Source organism: Ochrobactrum quorumnocens (assembly GCF_002278035.1).
Lineage (GTDB): Bacteria > Pseudomonadota > Alphaproteobacteria > Rhizobiales > Rhizobiaceae > Brucella > Brucella quorumnocens.
Genome location: NZ_CP022603.1, coordinates 460093 through 481640 on the forward strand (window position 1 = coordinate 460093; position 21548 = coordinate 481640).

Consider the following 21548-nt stretch of genomic DNA (forward strand, 5'->3'; position numbering starts at 1 on the left):
AGATGATGATACTTATTCGGCAGGTACAATAGCTGCGCGGCGGCGCGCTATCACGCGGAAACGCACATAGCCAACAATTGTAAAGACAAGCCACGCGATTTGCGTGATGATGGAACCCAGATTGAAGTTCCACGAAAGTGAATAGATTAGCGCTATACCGCCCAGGATATTGAGCACCGTGATGATGGCATCGTCCACCGTGTAAATCCGCAGCTGAATCAGGGCATAAGCAGAAAGATAAAAGACTGCGCCCAACAAGCCAACGATATCCGGCAAACCCATTTTGATCTCCACGATCAGCAAGAATTCAATCGCAGAAGCCGCTTCTTTTACAGAAGAATATGCCCCCGCAGGTCACTGTGGAGTGCTCCTTTATTCCTGTTCGCGTAAAAGCCAAGAGGACATTTGGCATGGGGGTATGCATAAAAGTCATACCAGAAAAACCACCTAGAACCCTTGAAAACGGAGGGATGTGTGGGCTAGTCCAACCCGCAAAATCGAATTAGCTATGCATAAAATACAAGCTAAGACTTCAATAGGGGTAACGCATGACTGAGCACCGAAACGATTTTAACCTCTCCCGCCGCACCTTCATGACAGGCGCCGCAGGTTTTGGCCTCCTCGCCGTCACCGGCATGAGCGGCCTGAACACCTCGCCGGCAGCCGCCGCAACGGAGGGCACCCCACAGAAAGGCGGAGTTCTTAAGCTCGGCATTGGCGGCGGCTCCACCACCGACAATTTCGATCCGCGCCTTCTGAAGGATTGGGTTCCGGTCAATCAGGCTTACATGCTGATGAACGGCCTCGTCGAAATCGACGCCAACAACAAGGCTGTGCCTGAGCTGTTTGAAAGCTGGGAGCCATCTGCCGACGCCAAGGAATGGACCTTCAAGGTTCGTCAGGGCGTGACTTTCCACAATGGCAAGACGCTTGATGCCGATGACATCATCTATTCGATCAACCTGCATCGCGGCGAAACCACATCCGGTGCGCGCTCGTTGGCGTCAGAATTCACCGATGTCGTCAAGGTTGACGCTGGCACAGTCAAGATTACGCTGAATAGCGGCAATGCTGATCTGCCTTACATCCTGTCTGACTACCACTTCCTCGTGGTTCCGAAGGGCTGGACCGATTTCAACAAGCCGGTTGGCACCGGACCTTTCGTTTTCGAGCGTTTCCAGCCAGGCGTGCGTTCGCGTTTCACGCGCAATGAAAGCTACTGGAAGCCAAATTCGGCATGGGTCGATGCGGTTGAAGTGATCGTCATCAACGACGTGTCTGCCCGTACCAACGCCATGATGTCCGGTCAGGTCCACGCCATCAACCAGCTTGACTTCAAGACCGTCGATCTGTTGAAGCGCAACCCGAACCTCAATATCGTCCAGTCTTCTGGTGGCCAGCATTTCTCTTTCCTGATGGATTGCACGCAGGCGCCATTTACCGACAACAATGTCCGTCTTGCAGTCAAGCATGCCATCGACCGCGATCAGCTGCTCAAGACAGCCTTGCGCGGATATGGACGACTGGGCAACGACAATCCCATTCCAAGCACTGACCCCTTCTTCGACGCAGCACTGCCACAGCGTGCCTACGATCCGGAAAAGGCCAAGTTTTATTTGAAGCAGGCTGGTATGGATTCGCTGAAAATTCAGCTGTCCGCCTCGGATGCCGCCTTTACTGGCGCCGTCGACGCAGCAGCTATCTTCCGCACCGCCGCCGCCAAGTCGGGCATCGAGATCGATATCAAGCGTGAGCCAGCAGACGGATATTGGGACAATGTCTGGATGAAAGCGCCATTCTGCATGTCCTATCGTGGTGGTCGTCCGACTGCTGATCAGGCCCTGTCGATCGCTTATGCATCCAACGCTTCGCAAAACGATACGCATTGGAAGAGCGCTGATTTTGACGCCAAGCTGCTCGAAGCCCGTGCAATGCTCGATCTGGCCAAGCGCAAAGAGATCTATGCCGAATTGCAGGCCATGATCAGCAATGATGGCGGCGCGCTTATTCCTATGTTCGGTGACTATCTCGACGCTACCTCCAAGAAGCTCAAGGGCGTGACCACGCATCCGATGTTCAACCTTATGGGTGCGCGTCTCGCGGAAAAAGTCTGGCTGGAAGCATAATGTTCGTTCTTATCCTCAAGCGTGTAGGGCTTGGTGCCCTCACGCTACTCCTCGTGTCGGCGTTGATTTTTGCCGGCACGCAGATTTTACCGGGTGACGTTGCCTCTGCTATCCTCGGCCAGAATGCCACGCCGGAAGCGCTCGCCACGCTGCGCGAAAGCCTCGGTCTTAACCAACCACTCCTTGCACGCTATTTCTCTTGGCTTACTGGTTTCGTTACTGGCGACCTTGGCACCTCGCTTGCCAACCAGCAGCCGGTGGCCGACCTCCTGTGGCCGCGTTTCTGGAACACGATGGCCCTTGCAGCCTTTGCCGCTGTCGTTAGCGTTCCTATCGCTATTTTTCTCGGCCTCATCACTGCGGTAAAGCGTGGCGGCATTTTTGATCGTGTTATCAATATCGTAGCGCTGTTTTTTGTTTCTCTACCTGAATATTTCCTCGGCCTGTTGCTGATCCTGTTTTTATCGATCCGCTTCAACCTCCTGCCAAGTCTCGCCGACACCTATGAAGGCATGACGTTTCTCGAATGGATTCAGGCGACTGCCCTGCCCGCACTGACACTGGTTCTCGTCACCGTTGCGCAGATGATGCGAATGACCCGTACCGCCGTGCTGTCAGTCATGGATCAGGCTTATGTTGAAACGGCATATCTCAAGGGCTTGCGGACCAAGCGCGTCGTGACCAAGCACGCCCTACCCAATGCGGCGGCGCCTATCGTCAATGTGGTGGCTTTCAACATTGCTTACCTCATCACTGGCGTGGTGCTTGTCGAAGCCGTGTTCAACTATAACGGCCTTGGCCGCTTCATGGTTGATGCAGTTTCCAAGCGGGACCTTCCACTCGTGCAGGCTGCGGCCCTCGTCTTCGGTGCGGCCTATGTCATTCTCAATATCATTGCCGATGTCGCTGCCATCGCGCTCAATCCGCGCCTGAGGCACCCACGATGAAGACAATGAAGAAATCTATTCCCCTGACGGCGTGGGTTGGTCTCGCTATCGTCACCCTGTGCCTTCTCATGTTCCTGTTTGGCCCGCTGATCGCGCCTTATGGACAGGAAGAAATCGTCGGCGCGCCGTTTGATCCCCCATCGGCACAGTTCTGGTTTGGCCTTGATCAGAATGGCCGCGACATGCTCTCGCGCCTGCTTTTTGGTGCGCAGATGTCGATTGGCGTCTCGCTGGCTGCATCACTCCTGTCGTTCAGCGTTGGCGTGCCGCTCGGCTTCCTCGCTGCCATTTTGGGCGGCTGGGTCGATACGGTTCTGTCCCGCATTGTCGATACCGTCATGTGCATTCCGGTGCTCATTTCGGCGCTCGTCATCCTGCAGGCGCTCGGCTCATCGCTGCCGGTTCTGATCGTCACTATCGCATTGCTCGATTCCACCCGCGTGTTCCGTTTGGCGCGCATCGTGGCGCAGGGTGTCAATGTGCTGGAATATGCCGAAACCGCCCGTCTTCGCGGTGAAGGTCTTGGCTGGCTGATCTGGCGTGAAATCCTGCCGAACACATTGCCACCGCTGATCGCGGAATTCGGCCTGCGTTTCTGCTTTACCTTCCTCTTCGTTGCCGGTCTGTCGTTCCTCGGCCTTGGTATCCAGCCGCCATTTGCGGATTGGGGCGGCATGGTGAAGGACAACCAGCAGGCTATTCTCTACGGCCTCTACGCACCGCTGTTCCCGGCGGCTGCAATTGCCATCCTCACCGTTGGCGTCAACCTCGTTGTTGACTGGCTTTTGGCCGGACGCACGACCACGCAGGGAGCTGATCGATGAGCAAGGATATCGTTCTTTCAATCTCCGATCTCGTCGTTAAAGCCCCAAATGACGCAACACTTGTCGATCATGTCGATGTGACGCTGAAGCGCGGCGAAGTGCTTGGCCTGATTGGTGAATCCGGCGCAGGCAAGTCCACCATTGGACTTGCAGCCATGGGCTATGGCCGCGGCGGCTGCAAAATCGCCGAGGGCACCATTGTCGTTGACGATATTTCGTTGATGGACCGCACCCGCGAGACCCGTGAAAAGGCGCGCGGCGCACGCATCGCCTATGTGGCGCAAAGTGCGGCGGCTTCGTTTAATCCGGCACACCGCATTGGCGATCAGATCATGGAAGGCCCGCTCTATCACGGCCTCATGACCAAAGCCGAAGCTAAAGCGTGGATGCTGGAACTGCTGCATACATTGCAGCTTCCAGACGCCGACACCTTTGGTGATCGCTATCCGCATCAGGTTTCCGGTGGTCAGTTGCAGCGTGCCATGGTCGCCATGGCCATGTCTTGCCGCCCGGATATTCTGGTGCTGGACGAGCCAACAACTGCGCTTGACGTAACAACACAGATCGAAGTGCTCGCCCTCCTGCGCAGCCTCATTCAGCGTTACAACACCGCAGCGCTTTACATCACGCATGACCTTGCGGTTGTGGCGCAGATTGCCGACCGCATCATGGTTTTGCGTCATGGCAAGATGGTCGAGCTTGGTTCTGCGGAGCAAATCCTCGAAGCGCCAAAGCAGGAATATACCCAGCGTCTGGTGTCTGAGCGTGAAGCCAGCATTTCGGGCGAACAGGCCGAGCACAAGACCGGCGAAATCCTGCTCGAAGTGAAAAACGCAACCGCCTATTATGGCAAGAAACTCGTTCTGACCGATGTGGGTTGCTACATCCGTCGCGGCGAAACCCTTGCAGTTGTTGGTGAATCCGGTTCCGGCAAATCAACGCTTGCGCGTGTGATTGCAGGCCTGCCGCCGCATTCGAGCGGTATCATCACCCTTGCTGGACAGCGGCTCGAAGCGAACTACAAAAAGCGTTCGCGTGAAGAACTGCGCCGCATTCAGCTGGTTTATCAGCTCCCTGACGTGGCACTAAATCCACGCCAGACAGTGGGTGAAATCATCGGTCGCCCGATGAAGTTCTATTTCGGGATGAATGAAGATCAGCGCGAGATCGAGGTCAAGCGTCTGCTTGAACTCATCGGCCTGCCTGCCGACTTTGCAGACCGCCTTCCCGGCGCGCTTTCAGGCGGACAAAAGCAGCGTGTGTGTATCGCACGTGCGCTGGCGGCAAAGCCTGATCTTATCATCTGCGATGAAGTGACTTCAGCGCTCGACCCTCTGGTCGCTGAAGAAATTCTGAGACTCCTGCGGAAATTGCAGGATGAATTGCAAGTGTCATATCTCTTCATTACCCACGACCTTGGCGTCGTACGTCGGCTCGCCGACCGCACCATGGTGATGCAGAAGGGCAAGGTGGTCGAAACCGGCACCACAAAGGCAATCTTCGAACCGCCTTATGAGCCCTATACGGAGCAGCTCATCACATCCGTTCCGGAGCTGCGCCGCGACTGGCTGGACGACATCCTGAAAGCACGTGCTGCCAGTTAAACTACCGATGCGGCGCTAATGCCGCACCGGCTTCTCTTTATAGACATTGGAACCGATCATGACCGTCAATATCACCGAGCATCTGTGGATCACTCTCAAGGATGGCACCCGTCTTGGCGCGCGCCTGTGGCTGCCTGAAGGCGCCGAGGAAAATCCTGTTCCTGCCGTGCTCGAATATATTCCATATCGTAAGCGCGATGGCACGCGCGGCCGCGACGAGCCGATGCATGGTTATTTCGCGCAGAACGGTTATGCCGCAATCCGCGTTGATATGCGCGGAACGGGTGAATCCGACGGCCACATGGCGGATGAATATATCCAGCAGGAACAAGACGATGCTCTGGAAGTCATCGCCTGGATTGCCGCGCAACCATGGTGCAGCGGCAATGTCGGCATGATGGGCAAAAGCTGGGGTGGCTTCAACGGCCTTCAGGTCGCCGCATGCCGTCCGCCTGCATTGAAGGCAATCATCACCGCCTATTCGACCGACGACCGCTTCCGCGACGACATTCACTACATGGGCGGCCTGCTGCTCAACGACAATCTGTGGTGGGGCACGATCATGCTCGCCTATCAGTCGCGTCCGCTTGATCCGGCGATTGTGGGTGCCGGTTGGCGCGATGCATGGATTGAACGTCTGGAGCGTCTGCCGTTCTTCCCTGCCCTCTGGCTCGAACATCAGCATTACGATGAATATTGGAAGCATGGCTCGATCTGCGAAGACTGGTCGGCGATCCAGTGCCCGGTTCTCGCTATTGGCGCATGGGCCGACAGCTACACCAACGCGGTCCCACGCCTGCTTGAAAACCTTCAGGTTCCTGCACGCGGCATTATCGGCCCATGGGGCCATGTCTATCCGCAGGATGGTGTTCCGGGTCCGGCAATCGGCTTCCTTCAGGAAGCAGTGCGCTGGTGGGACCAGTGGCTCAAGGGCAAAGAGACCAGCATCATGGACGAGCCGAAGCTGCGCGCCTATGTCTGCGATACCATCGAGCCAACCGGCTCGCGCGACTTCACCAATGGCCGCTGGGTCGGTGAAAAGAACTGGCCATCGACGGAAATCGTACACACGCCTTTCGCGCTTGGTGCAGATTTCACGTTGGGCAAGGCCGAGGCCGCCAAGGGCATGCTTTCGATCTCCTCGCCAAACAGCCACGGTAAGGCTGGCGGCGAATGGATGGCGACAGGTTGCCCGGGTGAACATCCAACCGATCAGCGTCTTGACGATGGCGGCTCGCTCAACTTCGACACCGCTGTTTTGACCGAAGATCTCGAAATTCTAGGCGCGCCGGTTGCACGTCTGACATTTACCGTCGATCAGCCGGTTGCACAGGTTTCGCTGCGCTTGAGCGATATTCTGCCGGATGGCCGCATCACCCGCGTCAGCTATCAGGTCTTCAACCTCAACCACATCAACGGCCATGACAAGCCGGAAATGCTGGTACCGGGCAAGACTTACGAAATCGCGATCAAGCTCAACGACAGCGGCTACAGCTTCAAGCAAGGCCACCGCATCCGTCTTTCGGTTGCAACCGGCTACTGGCCGATGGTCTGGCCTTCACCAAAGCGCGTGACGCTGACGCTCGACACCGCTTCGTCGGTTCTCGATCTGCCAGTGCGCCCAGTGTCCGACATTGATGCCAAGGTTGTCTTCCAGAAGCCAGCGCATGGCCCTACAACGCCAATGACGCAGCTCGATCCGGGCAGCGTACGCCGCTGGACCGAGCAGGATCACGTCACCGGCGAAACGCTCTATGTGACGGAAGGCATTGGCGGTCTGTTCGGCGAAGGTGTGCTACGCTTTGACGATCTTGGCACGCAGTTGAGCCATAGTCTCAAGCGCGAACTGCGCATCAATGACAATGATCCACTGTCAGCATCCTATGTGCTGACGCAGGCTTATCAGATGGGTCGCGAAGGCTGGATGATCGATATCGATAGCACTACCAAGATGCATTCCGACGCCGAAAACTTCTATATTTCCGGCGTTCTGACGGCGAAGGAAAATGGCGAATCGGTTGTCACCCGCGAATGGAACCAGACCATCCCGCGCGATCATCTCTAATCGATTGCAAACGAGCCAAACAAAAATACCCTCGCGTTTGGCTGCGGGGGTGTTTTTTTATCTCGTATTCAAAAAGCGGCTGTATTTTTATGCAGCCGCTTTTCGCTTCTTCATTAATGCGAAGGCTGATCTCGCACCGCTGAAACATCGGTTGCGGAAACTGCACCTGCTTTGTTGCCCCAAGCAGAACGAACGAAAGTTGCAAGCTCTGCGACTTCCTCATTTGACAAGCGGTCGGCATAACCCTGCATCACCAGACGCATTGGACGCTTTTCGGTCGAAGGCACTTCTGCACCATGCAGAATGATCGAGATCAGAGGCTTTACTTCCGAACCCGTGACCAGATCATTGTTTGCCAATTCCGGGAAGATTCCAGGAGCGCCCTTGCCCGTCACAAAGTGACAAGCTGCACAGTTGTCAATGTAGAGGCGTGCGCCGACTGGTATATTCGGAGAGGCTTCGGTCAGCATCTTTGCAGTCTCTTCACCAGCAGCATCGGCAGGAGCTGCAGGCAATGCTGTCGGAACCTTCTCGGCAAAGTTCTGTGGAACTTCAACCGCTGCACCGTCGATCCCCTTAAGGAAAGCAGCGATCGCCAGATTGTCGGCATCGGTCAGATGCTGAAGGGAATGTTCGACAACAAGCCCCATTTCGCCATTTGCAGTTGAATGTGCATTGCGACCGGTTGCGAGATACGAAGCCATTTCCTCGACGGACCATTTCTGAGGCGCCGACTGTGGGCCACGCAACGAAGGTGCATTCCAACCATCGACCACGCCACCCGTAAGGAAGGCCTTGTCGCCAGCCTGAATACCGTCCTGCGCCATCAGGATGTTACGTGGGCTGTGGCAGGCTGCGCAGTGTGCCGGACCTTCGACAAGATACTGGCCACGTTCCTGGACTTCGTTCTTACCCGCAGGCGTGAACCCGGCCTTATGGTTCAGAGCGAGCCAGTTCCATGCGCGGATACCGAAGCGCATGTTGAACGGGAAGCCGAGTTCGGTCTGCTGCACTTCATTCTTTACCGGTTCCACTTCATGCATGAAGTAGTCGTAAAGCGCACGGACATCTTCTTCGGTTAGCTTACGGTAGTTTTCGTATGGCATGGCCGGATAAAGATGTGCTCCATCGGCACGAATGCCGTCATAAAGCGCTGCACGAAACTGATCGAGTGTCCAGTCACCGATACCTGTTTCCTTGTCCGGGGTGATATTGGTGGTCCAGATAGTGCCCATCGGGCTTGCAATCTGACGGCCACCAGCAAAGGACTTGCCGCCTTCCGCTGTATGGCAAGCCATACAGTCGGAAGCGTACATTACATACTCGCCCTGACCCTTCGCTGGCTTCCAGTCAGCAGCAAGCTCTTTGGTTGCCTTGGTCAGCTGCACCGGAACGAACAAGAAAGCCAGAAACGCGATAACTCCCAGAACGACCAGAACGCCGATGATACGAAGAAAAGTTTTCATGACTATTCTCCTCAAACCAGCGGACGTGGATTGGAAAGATACTGTGTACGGATCGCATGTGCGGTCCAGTAAGCCAGACCACCGAGAAGACCGGTCGGATTATACTGCGTGTTCTGCACGAAGTTACCCGCGCCCAGCATGAACACGTTGTGCTTGTCCCATGCCTGCGAAAAGCGGTTGACCACACCCTCACGCGGATTGGCCGACATGGTGTGACCGCCAGTCGTATGTGTCGTCTGGTAAGGACGAACGTCGAACTGCGAACCTTCCTTCTTGAAGGACGACTGTATCAAGTCCGGGTTCATGGTTTTGGCCAGTGCTTCAGCCTTGCCCTTCATGAACTGGGTCATCCGGATATCGTTCGGATTCCAGTTGAAGGTCATTCGCATCAAAGGACGACCATGCGGATCCTTATAGGTAGGGTCGAGGTCAAGGTGGTTAGTCTTGTAAGCCATGACAGAACCATGGGTTCCGATATTCATGGAGTGACCGTACCACTCAGCAATGGCGTTCTTCCAGCCAGCACCCCAACCGGGTGTGCCTGATGGCAGCGTCATGCTGCGGATTGGCTGGCCATTGGTCTGGCCCGAACGCCAATAAGCACCGCCGATGAATCCCTCGCGACCAAAGTCGATCTGGTTTACCCCGAAATCATCGATGCACATGCCGTTTGCGCCCGTACCGATGAACGGGTTGAACTCTTCGTTCTTGAAGAAGAGCGTCACGCCACCGGTGAGCTGATAGGCATAGTTACGGCCCGTTACGCCTTCGCCTGTTACCGGATCGTAAGGTGTACCAATTCCAGACAACAGCGCCAGATGCACGTTGTTGAGCTGGAACGATGCCATGATGACGATATCGGCGGGCTGAAAGACTTCTTCCTGCGTTTTGTCGTCAAAATAAGTAACGCCGGTTGCAGTCTTACCGTCCGGTGCCATTTCAATGCGCAGAACTTCAGATTCCGTACGGTAGGAGAAGTTCGGCATACGCTTCAGCGCATCCAGAATGGTCGTCTGTGGCGATGACTTCGAATATTGATAACAGCCGAAACGCTCGCAGAAACCGCAATGGTTGCACGGTCCCATCTGCATGCCATATTCATTGACATAGGACGTTGAAGCAATGCCGCCCGGTGATGGGAACGGATGATAACCCATGGCCTTTGCCGCATCGGCAAATTTCCGGCCATCCCATGTCGTATGCATTGGTGGCATCGGATATTCGTTGGCGCGCCAACCTTCAAAAGGATTGCCACCTTCAACGATCTTGCCGTTGATGTTGCCTGCCTTGCCCGAGATACCTGCAACGCGTTCGAAACGGTCGAAGAACGGTTCCATTTCGTCATAAGTGACAGGATAGTCGCCAAGAAGCATATCTTCCGGGATGATCTGCTCGCCCCAGTTTTCAAGAACATGCGAACGAAGACGCAGTTCTTCTGCCTGCGGACGCCAGTTCAGGCCGTTCCAGTGCGTACCGGCACCGCCGACACCATTGCCCGGAAGAAACGAACCGAAACTGCGATAAGGCAGGGCGATTTCACTGTCAGTGCGGCGTATAGTGACCGTCTGTTGGCTGGCGCGCTGCATCATCTTGAGACGCACACCATATTTCAGCTCATCGATCATGTTCGGATATTTGAAATCCGGAACAGTGTTTTGATCGTGACCCCGCTCAAGAGCAACGACTTCAAGACCTTCCTGAGCCAATTCCATTGCAAGAATCGCGCCGGTCCAGCCGAGGCCAACAATGACCACGTCTTTTTTCTTTTCCTGACGTGCCATGTTAAGCCCTCTCGCCCTTGATGGAAACCGGGCCTAGTGGGTAGCGAACATTGTAGCGCTCAACCCATTCCTTATAACTGCCGCGTGCGCCGGGGAAGCCGATATAGGTCCACGACTGCATGCCGTGATTGCCGCCATACATCGGATCGGCAAAATAGCCTTCTTTGGTATTCTGCAAGAGAATGCCAAAGAAATCGCGCAGCTCAGGCTGCAAGCCAACTTCACCCTTCTGAAGGGATGTGAGTGCTGCGTCCTGCTGCTCAGCAGTCAAAGCGGAAAATGCAGCACCATACTTCTGCTCGCACCAGCCGTTGAATGCTGGAATTGCCTGACGATAGATCTGCGCAGGGTTAAGCGGGGTCTGCCAGCCGCGCGTCGGATCTGCCGAGGCATCATGCGGGCCAACCATGTACCAGTCGTCTGCGCGACCATAGTCGCCAGCGAGCTGAAGATCGATGAATACAGGAACACGGGTTTCGATGGCACCCGGGCCATCACCGTCAGACGGGATCAGCCTTGCTGTCGCAGCGAGGATAAACGTCCATTCAAGATCATTAAAATATTGGCGTTCGTATTGTTCGAGAGCAACAGGGGGCGTCGACTGTTGCGCCTGAGCTGACACAGCCAATCCTGAAAGCATCACGCTTGCTGCGGATGCTTTCAAAAAGCTGCGCCGGCTCGGATAGCCGGGGAGGTCGGTCATTTGTCGTTTCCTGCCGATTAGGTGGGTAAGACGGTTAAATTTGTTTCGGGGGATTCCATATATATTATGGCATTATGAAACAAAGTGTTGCGATATACAAACATTTGCCACAATTCAAATTTCGAGAATTCGGTTTGTTTGTAAAGGGCGTGACCGAGGCCCATATTGTGGGCGTTTGTCCACTTTCCGAAATTTTAAAATAAAATAATGAAATCAATGGGATGACTTGTTCACAAACCCGCTAAAACTTGCTAATTATTTTCATATTTTCGTATATGCACAAAACCGTGATCAGGCTCGAAGTCCCCTCTTTTGAGCCTGCAGTAAGTCACGATTCTCTCGGCATTCGAGGCAAACTGGTCAGCAGCTTTCGCGTATAGGTATGTTGCGGATGAGCAAGAATGTCTCGCGTATTGCCCTGCTCGACAATCTTGCCTTTTTCCAGCACGATCAGTCTTTCACAAAGCAAAGCCACAAGTGCGATATCGTGCGAAACAACCACGAAAGTCGTGCGTTCGGACAATGTCCGCATGAGATCAATGATATGCGCACGCGTGGTAAGATCGAGCGCGCTCACCACTTCATCGGCAATAATCAGGTCGGGGTTGGCGACAATCGCCCTCGCAATCGCGATACGTTGACGCTGACCGCCTGAAAACTCATGCGGATAACGTGTTGCTGCATCTTCTGGCAGATCGACCGCAGCCAGTGCCTGAGCAACGGCTTGTGCTATGTCAGTCTCGATTTTTAATGAGCGGAGCGGCTCGGCGATGATGTTGAAAACGCGCTGGCGCGGATCAAGCGACGAATAAGGATCCTGAAAAACTGCCTGCACAGAACGGCGGAAGCCACGCATGAAGCTGCGGTCTTTGATATTAAGCTTCTGCCCGCGAAAATTTACGTCACCAGTCGTGGCGACCTGCAAGCCGAGCAACAACTTCAGCATGGTCGTCTTGCCAGAGCCGGATTCACCGACAATGCCAAGATTACTACCGCTTTCAAGTGTCAGATCAATATCATGCAAAACGGTTTTGCCGCCGCTATAAGCGAAGGATACGTTTAAAAGATCGATGAGGCTCATCGCGCCACCTCCAATGCGGCGTCGAAGGCCCGCGCGGCTGCAACCAGCCCTTTGGTATAATCTTCTACCGGCTTTGCAAAAAGCTCGACCACTGGTCCCCGCTCTATCAAGTTGCCGTGCCTGAGCACAAGCGCCCGTTCGGCAATGCTTGCAACGACCGGCAGATCATGGCTGATGAACAAAAGCCCCATGCCTTCATCGCGAACGAGTTGCTCAAGAAGTTTAAGGATTTCCGCCTGCGTCGTCACATCGAGTGCTGTTGTCGGCTCATCGGCAATGAGCAGCTTTGGATGACAGGCAAGCGCCATGGCAATGGCTGCACGCTGGCGTTGACCGCCTGAAATTTCATGCGGCCATGAGCGCCCTATGCGCTCCGGTTCTGGCAGGGATACACGCTCAAGAAGACTCGTCACTTCGCCTTTAAGTTCCGCTTTGCCAAGCTTGCGACCATCGCGAGATGCGCGCCTCTGCACGACTTCGGCAACCTGTTTCCCAATCCGCATCAAAGGATCGAGTGCCGTCATCGGCTCCTGAAAAACAGCGGCGACGCTTCTTCCACGCAGCGGAACAAGCTCACGATCACGCGCCCCGATAATCTGATGGCCATCGAGCGTGATAGAGCCGCTTGCTTTCATACCGTCTGCAAGCAGCCCCATTATGGCTAGTGCAGTCAGTGACTTACCGGAACCGGATTCACCGATCAGCCCTACTCTTTCGCCCTGCGCAACTGAGAAAGATACGCCGGAAACAAGAACGCGGCCTGCAGTTTCAATTGCAAGATTTTCAACGTTCAGCAATTGGCTCACCGTTGCCTCCTCCGCGTTGGATCGGCCACATCGCGCAAGCCATCTGCAAAAAGATTAAGCCCGATGACGAGCGAAACGAGTGCCAAGCCCGGCGCAATAGCACCGAAGGGAGCTGTATAAACGGAAGCCTGCGCTTCCTGCAAAAGCCGTCCCCAGGAGGCGTTTGGTGGTGGAGTACCGAGCCCAAGATAAGACAGCGAAGCTTCGGCAATAACGGCCAGTCCGAATTGCAGCGCGAAATTGACAATCAGCGTCGGCCAGATGTTCGGCAGTACATGGATACGAACGACACCGAGCCACGAAGTGCCAGAAATGCGCGACGCTGTAACATAATCCATCGCCAGAACGCGTTTGGCGAGAATGCGTGTCAGTCGCGCGACGATGGCTGATGCTGCAATGCCGATTGCGAGAATGGCCGTCGAAAGGCTTGCGCCATCGCTTGAAGCGACGATCAACATGGCGAGCAGCAATGTCGGAAAAGCAATCAGAATATCGAGCGTTGCAGCCAGCATATCGTCGAGTGTCTGCGTCGCAAAAGCGGCCAGAACGCCGATGGTGACGCCAATCACAGCGCTAATGGTGACAGCGCCGAGGCCCACAAAAAGCGCGATGCGTGAGCCTACCATGATCTGCGTCATGAGATCGCGACCGAGCCGGTCTGTGCCTGCCCAGTGCTCCCATGATGGCGCTGCCAGCCGTCCGCCAACCATGTCGCCAACCCCATAAGGTGTCCAGAACAGGGTAAGCAGTGCAACAACGACATGAATGCTAACAAGAATACCGCCGACCACGAGAGGCCAAGGCAATCGGAAACTTTGCGAAGTTGTGGTGATGCTGCTCATGCGCGGCCTCCCGCAGACCGGCTGCGCAATCGCGGATCGATCAAGCGTTGCACCAGATCGGCAGCGAAGCCCACCAGAAGAACCAGAAGCGTCGAGACGAACAAGACGCCTTGCACATTTGGATAATCACGCTGCTCAATACCCAATAGCAGCATGGAGCCGAGGCCGGGGAGCGAGAAAACGCGTTCCACCACCACAGCGCCAAGAAGCGTTGAAGCGAGTTCGATACCAAGGATCGAAATCACAGGAACTGCGCCATTTCGGATGCCATGGCGGATCAGCGCTTGTGAGAATGTAGAGCCCAGCGCACGCGCCGTGCGTAGGTAATCGCTGCCCAATACATCCTGCGTTGCCGAACGAACATAGCGGATGAGCGATGCCGACATGACAATGGCAATGGTGATGACCGGTAATGTCAGCGACTGAATTGCTGCAGGTGCGGACTGCCAACCACGTGATGGAAAGCCACCAGATGGGAACATGCGCAGTTTAACAGCAAAGATCCAGACCAGCAGAATACCAATCCAGAATACAGGCACTGCGATGCCAAGCTGTGAGATCACAGAAATGATCGAGCCATACCAGCTCTTCTGGCGCACAACCGACAGGATGCCGAGCGGAACGGCGATAATGATCGCGAGTACGAAAGCCATCAATGTTAGCGGCAGCGTCACAATCAGGCGTTTGCCAATTTCAGTCAGCACCGGTGCGCCACTGACAAATGAATTGCCAAGGTTGAAGCGCACAAGCGAGCCGATAAACTGAGTGAACTGCTGGTAGAGCGACAGATCGGAACCGACCTGTTTGCGCGCTGCTTCAATTTGCGCGGCATCCGCCCCAACCGATACGAGCGCATTCGCAGGATCGCCCGGCAAAAGGCGCAGCAACAAAAACAAAACGATCGCTGCGATGAACACCGACAGGATCAAAATGGCTGAACGGCGAAGGATATAGGCAAGAATGGCGAATACCTCTCGGGTATGAGGGAGCAGTTTTTAGCCACTCAATAATGCGATAACGCCGCCGGAAAATAATTCAGGCGGCGCTCTCTGTCGAGCATCAGTTCTTAATTATAGACAGCCGATTAATCTGCTGATTTCGCAATGTCATAAGCAAAGAACTGCGAATTCAGACCATTGACCGGATAGCCACTGACCGACTTTTTCGAAACCACGATCTGCGGATAGAGATAGAACCAGTTGCTGGCTGCATCTTCAGCAATGATCTTATTGGCTTCGGTCAGCTTGGCCGTCTGTTCGTCAGTCGTGGAGCTGGCTTCCGCTTCCTTGATGAGATCCACAACCTTCGGGTTGTTGTAACCCCAATAGAAATCCGGATTGCCGTAGAATACAATATCGCGATGGTTCACATGCTCCTGCAAAGTCGCCTGGAAATCATGCGCTTTGTAGACCTTCGTGTACCATTCATTGGCTGTGATGATATTGATGTTAACCTTCACACCGACCTTGGCCAGTTCACCCTGTATAAACTGAGCGGCAATCGGATGCGGGTCATAATTGGGCGTATCAATGGTGAAGGTAAAGCCGTCGGGATAGCCCGCTTCCTTCAAGAGTTCCTTGGCGCTTTCTGGATTATAAGCGTCAACGCCTGTCAGATCCACATACCATGGATCTGTGGGCGGAACGAACGAGCCGATCAGCGTGCCATAGTCGCCCCAAACTGCATTTAGCAGCTTCTTGTCATCGATAGCACGAGCCAGTGCCTTGCGAACTTTCACATTATCGAAAGGTGCAACGCGGTCGTTATAGGCGAGAAGCAACTTGGTCGTGGACTTGCCTTCGCTAACAGTAAAGTCAGGGTTGTCCTTAAACTGTGCCAGCGAATCCGGGCTCTGAACAGAAGTGATGATATCAACCGAACCGGTCAAAAGCGCATTGTTGAGCGCGCTCGCATCGGTGAAATACTGGAAGACAACTTCTTCATTTTTCGGTTTCGTACCCCAGTAGTCATCAAAACGTTTAATGGCGAGTGATGATCCACGACGCCAGTCTTCCAGTGCGTAAGGGCCGGTGCCATCTTCTTTCGACTGAAAATCTGTCGCTTCATCATTCACAACCCAGACATAGCTGAGATTGTAAGGCAGCGAAATTGAGCGAGACGAAAGCTTGACGACGACGGTTTCATCATCAGGCGTTTCAATGCCCGTAATGGTCTTGAGGCTGCTCTTGCGTGAGCTTTTGGATTCCGGCGCTGCGACACGCTCGATGGAGAACTTGACGTCCTTCGAGGTCAGTGGTGCTCCAGAGTGGAACTTGACGCCGGGTTGAAGCTTGAACGAATAGGTCAGGCCATCATCGCTGACAGTGTAATCCTTTGAAAGGACCGGCTCGACCTTGCCATCATCATCCAGACGGAACAGTGCTTCATAAACATTGTCATTAAAGGCTTCGTTGATACCCTGCCCCGCACCTGCGGTGTTGTCGAGGTTCTGCGGCTCGTAGAGCGATCCGATATTGACGGTCGCGTCTGCGTCGTTTTCCTGGGCATAGGCCTGAGTGAACGAGCCGAAAGCGAGTGCAACGGTCAGCGCCGTGGTCAGGCCCCAGTTGCTCAACTTCATTTTGCGATTAAGAATGGTCAAACCGCTCATTTTATTCTCCAGCTTCTAGGTCGCTACCAGGGCCTCTGTTGATACAGGTTATACAGCGACGGCCGGAGCCTCGATAAGCGGCGGAACCATGCCATACGGGGATTCTTTAGAAGATTATTCTATAATAAATAAAATTGGTAGACGATTTATCCTTCACGATAGCCTGATAGCTCGCCAACTTCAAAAATTGGATTACAAAGTCGCTCCGTTTTATATTAACGACGATAAACCAATGGCTTCGTGATACACGATCACGGCCTGGTGGCATTGAGAGAACATAATGAGCCAGATCAATCGCGATAGAACCAAGGCACTTCTTGAAGCGGAAGGGCTTGATGGGCTTGTTCTGTTTCAACCTGAAAACTTCCGCTATGCGACCGGTGTAGCAGCCGGTGTCGCGACTATGTGGGGTCGGGCGGGCTCTGCCATTGCACTGGTCCCAGCTGATGAAAAGGCTATAATCGGTGCCGTGATCAGCGATCATGCATATGCTGCTGCAGCGCATCTTGCGGATCAAATTGATTTCCGCACGCATCGTATCTGGATCGATATGGTGACGGTTCACAATGCAAAAACATTCGAAGATATCAATGCAGCCTACAGGCAGGCAAACAATGTCGGCCCGCGCGCTGAAACTTTCGATCAGGAAGCAGCTTTCAGGCTTCTAGACGAACTGCTGACTGAACGCGGGCTTTCCCAAGCAAGGATCGGTGTTGATCTTGAATTTGTGCCGGCTGCGGATTTCGCTCGTCTTAAGGCAGCGCTACCGTCGATTGACTGGCAGGATGCTTCCATTCTCGTCAAGGGCTTGCGTCTCATCAAGAATGCCCGCGAAATCGAGTATCTGCGAAATGCAGCCCGCTATGCAGAAAGCGGGCTGGAAAATATGCTGAACACCGCCCGACGCGGCTCCAGCCTGAATGCGCTTTCAGCAGCCTGGATTGATGGCGCCACACAGGAAGCCAGACGGAATGGTCAGGCCCTTTCCGGGCATTGGGCTTATATCTCGACCGGCTCTGATCTTCAGGACACGAAGGCCGAGCTCAAAGAAGGTTGTCTTGTGAAAGCCGATGTCGGCACCCTGATCAACGGCTATTCATCGGATGGTGCGCGCACTTATGTCTGCGGCAAGCCCGATCCGCTTGCGAGCGAGATATACAAGGTGTTGCAGGAAAGCTTTGCGGTGGGCGAAGCACTGTTAAAGCCCGGTACGCGGTTCTGCGATATTCATGCAGCAATGCTTGGCATCATGCGGCAGAGTGGTTTCAGCGAATATTACCGTGGCCATTTTGGGCATTCGGTGGGCGCGGCTGTCGGTATTGAAGAATGGCCGTTTATCTCAAGCAGCAACGAAATGCTAATTGAACCAAACATGGTTCTGGCGCTGGAAACTCCGTTCTATGCCGATGGGCTTGGTGCCCTGATGATCGAAGAACAGTTTCTGATAACCACAAGCGGTGCAGAGAGCATGAACAGGCTTTCGCGCGAATTGACATCCATCGGATAGAACTCCCCTGAGAGCGAGACTTATTCGCCGTTCGTGAGAATCCTTTCGCGGCGGCGGCGTCTCCATGGCCATTCACCATCGATTTCCGCTTCCAGAGAAAAACTGAGGAAGGTCCTGATCAGAACGATCAGCCCCAGCAGGCCAACGCTTTCCCATGTGAGCGGGGAAATAATGGTGGCGATGATATCTGCACCGATCAGAATTTCCAGACCGAGGAGGATGCCGCGACCAAGATTGGCGCGGTAGCGTGTATAGGCTTTCTCGCCTGAAAGTACGAAAACGTCTTTAAGATAACCAAGCGTTGCAACGGCGACGCCAATTAGGATCACGGCCACACCAAAAAACTCGAGAGCTGACGCCATCGGCTCCAGGAACGGCGCAATCAAACTTACGAACTCACCGCGCTCCACACCCGCATTCATATTGGTGCCCCCATGTCCAATAAAGATCATACGAGAGCTTAATTCGGAAAGCTTAAGGAATATGCGGCAACCTTCCCAGCCGCAGAGCCAAAACTTGGTTGCTCCACCTATGCTTTAACAGCCATTTTTCGGCCTCATACTGTTCACATATACTTGAATAAATTGCACTCCATTGGTCGATTGAGCCCATTTCAAGGCTTATTGTCTACTGATATGAATACAATGCGTGAACCATTTGCGATCTAGGCGCAGCCCTTTGAAAGGCCTATCTCTCAATCATCGAAACGACGAACACACCGTCGCTTCCCAAATTCTAGGAGATAGAAAATGAAAAAGTTTGCTCTTGCTGCCGTAGCCGTTGCCCTTAGCGCCGGTGCTGCTTTCGCTGAAAATCCACATGTTGGCGAACCTGCCGATCTTTATGCAAATGACCGTACACCCGTTGCAACCCAGCAGGTTGATAACACGGCAACTGCTTCGATTGGTCAGACGACTACCTATCAGGACGGCTCCGCTCATCGCTTTGGTGATGCATCGCCTTCAAGCTATCAAAACTAAGACCGGCGCAAGCAGGTCAGATACAAAAAGGCGAAGCCTCTTCAGGCTCCGCCTTTTGTTGTTTGGGCGAGAGAGAGCAAAAGGTCTTGAGGGATTCCGGTCGTTCTCTCGTTCAATATCCGAGCAGTTCCAGTTCGGGCGGATAACAACTATCAACCCAGCGCGTTACTTGCTCACTGGCAAACCGTTTCCAGTCCACGCTTCAAGTCCGCCACGATACCAGAACGTCGTCCAGCCAAGCGTGGCCGCGCGCAATGCAGCATTATAGGATGAACGGTCACGCAGTCCCTTACCGAAGAAAACAACCCCCACGCTCTTGTCGCCGCCAGCCTTTTCAGTCAGCCATTCATCTAAAGGTTGCTGCAGACTATCCGTAACGCTGCCGTCGCGCCCGGCATCCGGCAGAGAATAGGCGTTTTGCAAAGTCTCTTGCAGACCGCTTGTATCGACGAAAAGAGTTTTTCGACCATTCGTGATAATCTTCACAACTTCAACGGTGGTTATAACCGTCGCTCTGGCGTGCTTATTCGGTGTTGGTCCAACATATGGTGACTGAAATAGTACCATGCTCGCAGCAACACCATCATCGCGCAACTCGTCTAAGTCAGCGCCTGCCGCTCCACCTGAATCTGGAGCCGAGGCATTGGTAGTTTGTCCCGCAGAACCGCCCTGAGCACTTCCAGTCTCAACGTCAGAAATCATGACCGCCAGATGTTCAAACAAGTCATAGCACATGGTGATCGATCCTTCTTTTGGATCGTACCAAGCGTTCAACTGACCACAGTCGCGGAAAGTAACGGTTATCGGTCGTGGCAGCACATAGGTCTGAGACAAGTTATCGAAATAGCCCGTCAAAGCGCCCGACAGCTTCGCCGCATAAAAGTTACCCACTCTGCGCGATGAAGGTTCGAACACAGTTTTAATAGCAGCTCCCGGCGCATTTGCTGGCTGCTCGCCTTCCGGATGCCACTCACCCGAACGGGTATGCGGGGCAAGAATTTTGCGCCAGGCACGGTTTTGCTTGTTGAACTCATCTGAACAACGGAACCGTGTCCGTTCGTCCAACTGCACTCCATCGGCAATTGAACTGAAGACTTTCGGGTTTCCGCCATACATGATGCAAAGCATGTTACGGAAACGCTTTAGATCGGCCGTATGCTCGTCCTGCCATGGTGACGGCGCGCTACCCTTCATTTCGTTGAGTTTGCCGCTGTAATACCATTGCAGCGCAGCATAGCTCGCGCTTCCAATTGCCATGTCGTCGACTTCTTTGTCGCCTGATGGATACATGGTTGGCTCGACAATCTGTAGAGCGGAATAGATGTCGACGGCATCCTCTTCGGGACCAGTCGATGGGAGTTGTAGCTCCCCAATCAAGGCATGACCAAATTCATGCGCAAAGATACTGCGCATAAGTCCGAAATACACCGAGGCGATCCGGTTTCCATCACCACCAAAGTCCGGTAACGGGCCAGAATCTCCCCCTGAACCCGACACAGGTTGAGAGCCATTATCGGCCGTTTGCGGCGCGGGTTGTGAGCCGGTATCGGCTGTCTGTGGTGCTGCACCACCGCCCTGCCCGCTTCCAACAATCGGTTGTGTTGGGACGTTCTCGCCGTCAGACGTGATACTGAAATTGGCGATCCCGAACATTCCAGTATCGTACGCCATTACGCCGATTTGTGCACCGAGAGCTGGTGAGCCCTGAACGTCGCCAATCATTCTTCCATTCAGAAGGAACCGTGTTACACCGGGAACCTCGACCATCTCGATGACGTCGGTACCGTCGAGCTTGGCGACGTTTGGTATCGTTGCAATATTGCGCTGCTGGCCATTTTCCATGCAGAAAAGCTTAACGCTCTTATCTGCGACGACCTCCATAAGACAGATCGCCTTATTGGCGGGATTGGATGCAATCAGCCCCAAAGAAGCACTAGGCTTCGACGAATTGACGGCAATTGTTACCTTTGTTGCGCGACCAGCTTCAGGCGCGGGTCCGGCATTGAGAACCAGTGTCTGCTCCGTAGCGCTGGCCTGCTGGTTATTGAGAACAAACCATCCATCATGTACGGCCCCGGTCCAACCCTGAACAATCTGCGATGATGCAGCCGAGGCGAGTGGGCCTAGTTCCCTCTCAAATTCTGCATGGGCAGGAAGATTGGACGCGATGAAACTCGCGAAGAAAACCGCACCCAACAGACGCAT

The 21548-nt window shown here is 54.2% G+C and carries 18 protein-coding genes; 7 read left to right on the plus strand and 11 right to left on the minus strand.

The features are described from left to right. Positions 1-12: 12 nt before the first annotated feature. Positions 13-282, minus strand: coding sequence for a CBU_0592 family membrane protein (locus tag CES85_RS02270; RefSeq protein WP_095444448.1), 270 nt, complete (start codon positions 280-282; stop codon positions 13-15). A 266-nt stretch (positions 283-548) separates the two neighbouring features. Here CES85_RS02270 and CES85_RS02275 point away from each other — a divergent pair, with 266 nt between their 5' ends. The 5 genes from CES85_RS02275 to CES85_RS02295 are packed head-to-tail and all read left to right on the plus strand — an operon-like array spanning position 549 to position 7566. After that, entirely contained in the window at positions 549-2126 is a 1578-nt protein-coding gene (locus tag CES85_RS02275) for an ABC transporter substrate-binding protein (protein ID WP_095444449.1), read from the plus strand. Then, positions 2126-3073, plus strand: a complete 948-nt coding sequence (locus CES85_RS02280; protein ID WP_095444450.1) for an ABC transporter permease — start codon at positions 2126-2128, stop codon at positions 3071-3073. The genes CES85_RS02275 and CES85_RS02280 overlap by 1 nt, the downstream gene beginning before the upstream one ends. A 5-nt stretch (positions 3074-3078) precedes the next feature. Further along, positions 3079-3897: an ABC transporter permease gene (locus CES85_RS02285; protein WP_434063352.1), complete on the plus strand. Its 819-nt coding sequence runs from the start codon at positions 3079-3081 to the stop codon at positions 3895-3897. Then, a complete protein-coding gene (locus CES85_RS02290; RefSeq protein ID WP_095444452.1) occupies positions 3894-5501 on the plus strand; it encodes an ABC transporter ATP-binding protein in 1608 nt (535 codons plus the stop codon). Before CES85_RS02285 ends, CES85_RS02290 begins: the two co-directional genes overlap by 4 nt. Before the next feature lie 58 nt (positions 5502-5559). Continuing rightward, positions 5560-7566, plus strand: a complete 2007-nt coding sequence (locus CES85_RS02295; RefSeq protein ID WP_095444453.1) for a CocE/NonD family hydrolase — start codon at positions 5560-5562, stop codon at positions 7564-7566. Between the two features lie 113 nt (positions 7567-7679). Here the strand turns inward: CES85_RS02295 and CES85_RS02300 are convergent, their stop codons facing one another. The 8 genes from CES85_RS02300 to CES85_RS02335 form a co-directional block, all read right to left on the minus strand. Continuing rightward, a complete protein-coding gene (locus tag CES85_RS02300) occupies positions 7680-9032 on the minus strand; it encodes a cytochrome c (protein WP_095444454.1) in 1353 nt (450 codons plus the stop codon). An 11-nt stretch (positions 9033-9043) separates the two neighbouring features. Further along, complete coding sequence (locus tag CES85_RS02305; RefSeq protein WP_095444455.1) at positions 9044-10813, minus strand: GMC family oxidoreductase; 1770 nt, start codon at positions 10811-10813, stop codon at positions 9044-9046. Position 10814: 1 nt separating this feature from the next. Then, on the minus strand, positions 10815-11516 hold the full coding sequence (locus CES85_RS02310) for a gluconate 2-dehydrogenase subunit 3 family protein (protein ID WP_095444456.1): 702 nt from the start codon (positions 11514-11516) through the stop codon (positions 10815-10817). A gap of 328 nt (positions 11517-11844) precedes the next feature. Further along, on the minus strand, positions 11845-12597 hold the full coding sequence (locus tag CES85_RS02315; RefSeq protein WP_095444457.1) for an ABC transporter ATP-binding protein: 753 nt from the start codon (positions 12595-12597) through the stop codon (positions 11845-11847). Beyond that, positions 12594-13403, minus strand: coding sequence for an ATP-binding cassette domain-containing protein (locus CES85_RS02320; protein WP_095444458.1), 810 nt, complete (start codon positions 13401-13403; stop codon positions 12594-12596). The genes CES85_RS02315 and CES85_RS02320 overlap by 4 nt, the downstream gene beginning before the upstream one ends. Then, positions 13400-14245 (minus strand): ABC transporter permease, encoded by an 846-nt coding sequence (locus CES85_RS02325; protein WP_095444459.1) that lies wholly within the window; start codon positions 14243-14245, stop codon positions 13400-13402. The genes CES85_RS02320 and CES85_RS02325 overlap by 4 nt, the downstream gene beginning before the upstream one ends. Further along, positions 14242-15195 (minus strand): ABC transporter permease, encoded by a 954-nt coding sequence (locus CES85_RS02330; protein WP_280523383.1) that lies wholly within the window; start codon positions 15193-15195, stop codon positions 14242-14244. The genes CES85_RS02325 and CES85_RS02330 overlap by 4 nt, the downstream gene beginning before the upstream one ends. A gap of 134 nt (positions 15196-15329) precedes the next feature. After that, positions 15330-16856 (minus strand): ABC transporter substrate-binding protein, encoded by a 1527-nt coding sequence (locus tag CES85_RS02335; RefSeq protein WP_095444461.1) that lies wholly within the window; start codon positions 16854-16856, stop codon positions 15330-15332. 280 nt (positions 16857-17136) lie between these two features. Here CES85_RS02335 and CES85_RS02340 point away from each other — a divergent pair, with 280 nt between their 5' ends. After that, the gene (locus tag CES85_RS02340) at positions 17137-18363 is read left to right on the plus strand and encodes a M24 family metallopeptidase (protein ID WP_095444462.1); all 1227 of its coding nucleotides are present in this window, start codon (positions 17137-17139) and stop codon (positions 18361-18363) included. 20 nt (positions 18364-18383) lie between these two features. Here the strand turns inward: CES85_RS02340 and CES85_RS02345 are convergent, their stop codons facing one another. Next, positions 18384-18785, minus strand: a complete 402-nt coding sequence (locus CES85_RS02345) for a DUF1622 domain-containing protein (RefSeq protein WP_095445663.1) — start codon at positions 18783-18785, stop codon at positions 18384-18386. 327 nt (positions 18786-19112) lie between these two features. Here CES85_RS02345 and CES85_RS02350 point away from each other — a divergent pair, with 327 nt between their 5' ends. Next, positions 19113-19343 (plus strand): hypothetical protein, encoded by a 231-nt coding sequence (locus CES85_RS02350; protein WP_064320232.1) that lies wholly within the window; start codon positions 19113-19115, stop codon positions 19341-19343. A gap of 165 nt (positions 19344-19508) precedes the next feature. Here the strand turns inward: CES85_RS02350 and CES85_RS02355 are convergent, their stop codons facing one another. Continuing rightward, a complete protein-coding gene (locus CES85_RS02355) occupies positions 19509-21548 on the minus strand; it encodes a DUF4344 domain-containing metallopeptidase (protein WP_095444463.1) in 2040 nt (679 codons plus the stop codon).

What these genes read in the sequence shown, in the direction of transcription:
- CES85_RS02270 (WP_095444448.1), bottom strand. Translation starts at nt 282, where the DNA reads ATGGGTTTGCCGGATATCGTTGGCTTGTTGGGCGCAGTCTTTTATCTT.
- CES85_RS02275 (WP_095444449.1), top strand. Translation starts at nt 549, where the DNA reads ATGACTGAGCACCGAAACGATTTTAACCTCTCCCGCCGCACCTTCATG.
- CES85_RS02280 (WP_095444450.1), top strand. Translation starts at nt 2,126, where the DNA reads ATGTTCGTTCTTATCCTCAAGCGTGTAGGGCTTGGTGCCCTCACGCTA.
- CES85_RS02285 (WP_434063352.1), top strand. Translation starts at nt 3,079, where the DNA reads ATGAAGAAATCTATTCCCCTGACGGCGTGGGTTGGTCTCGCTATCGTC.
- CES85_RS02290 (WP_095444452.1), top strand. Translation starts at nt 3,894, where the DNA reads ATGAGCAAGGATATCGTTCTTTCAATCTCCGATCTCGTCGTTAAAGCC.
- CES85_RS02295 (WP_095444453.1), top strand. Translation starts at nt 5,560, where the DNA reads ATGACCGTCAATATCACCGAGCATCTGTGGATCACTCTCAAGGATGGC.
- CES85_RS02300 (WP_095444454.1), bottom strand. Translation starts at nt 9,032, where the DNA reads ATGAAAACTTTTCTTCGTATCATCGGCGTTCTGGTCGTTCTGGGAGTT.
- CES85_RS02305 (WP_095444455.1), bottom strand. Translation starts at nt 10,813, where the DNA reads ATGGCACGTCAGGAAAAGAAAAAAGACGTGGTCATTGTTGGCCTCGGC.
- CES85_RS02310 (WP_095444456.1), bottom strand. Translation starts at nt 11,516, where the DNA reads ATGACCGACCTCCCCGGCTATCCGAGCCGGCGCAGCTTTTTGAAAGCA.
- CES85_RS02315 (WP_095444457.1), bottom strand. Translation starts at nt 12,597, where the DNA reads ATGAGCCTCATCGATCTTTTAAACGTATCCTTCGCTTATAGCGGCGGC.
- CES85_RS02325 (WP_095444459.1), bottom strand. Translation starts at nt 14,245, where the DNA reads ATGAGCAGCATCACCACAACTTCGCAAAGTTTCCGATTGCCTTGGCCT.
- CES85_RS02335 (WP_095444461.1), bottom strand. Translation starts at nt 16,856, where the DNA reads ATGAGCGGTTTGACCATTCTTAATCGCAAAATGAAGTTGAGCAACTGG.
- CES85_RS02340 (WP_095444462.1), top strand. Translation starts at nt 17,137, where the DNA reads ATGAGCCAGATCAATCGCGATAGAACCAAGGCACTTCTTGAAGCGGAA.
- CES85_RS02345 (WP_095445663.1), bottom strand. Translation starts at nt 18,785, where the DNA reads ATGAATGCGGGTGTGGAGCGCGGTGAGTTCGTAAGTTTGATTGCGCCG.
- CES85_RS02350 (WP_064320232.1), top strand. Translation starts at nt 19,113, where the DNA reads ATGAAAAAGTTTGCTCTTGCTGCCGTAGCCGTTGCCCTTAGCGCCGGT.
- CES85_RS02355 (WP_095444463.1), bottom strand. Translation starts at nt 21,548, where the DNA reads ATGCGTCTGTTGGGTGCGGTTTTCTTCGCGAGTTTCATCGCGTCCAAT.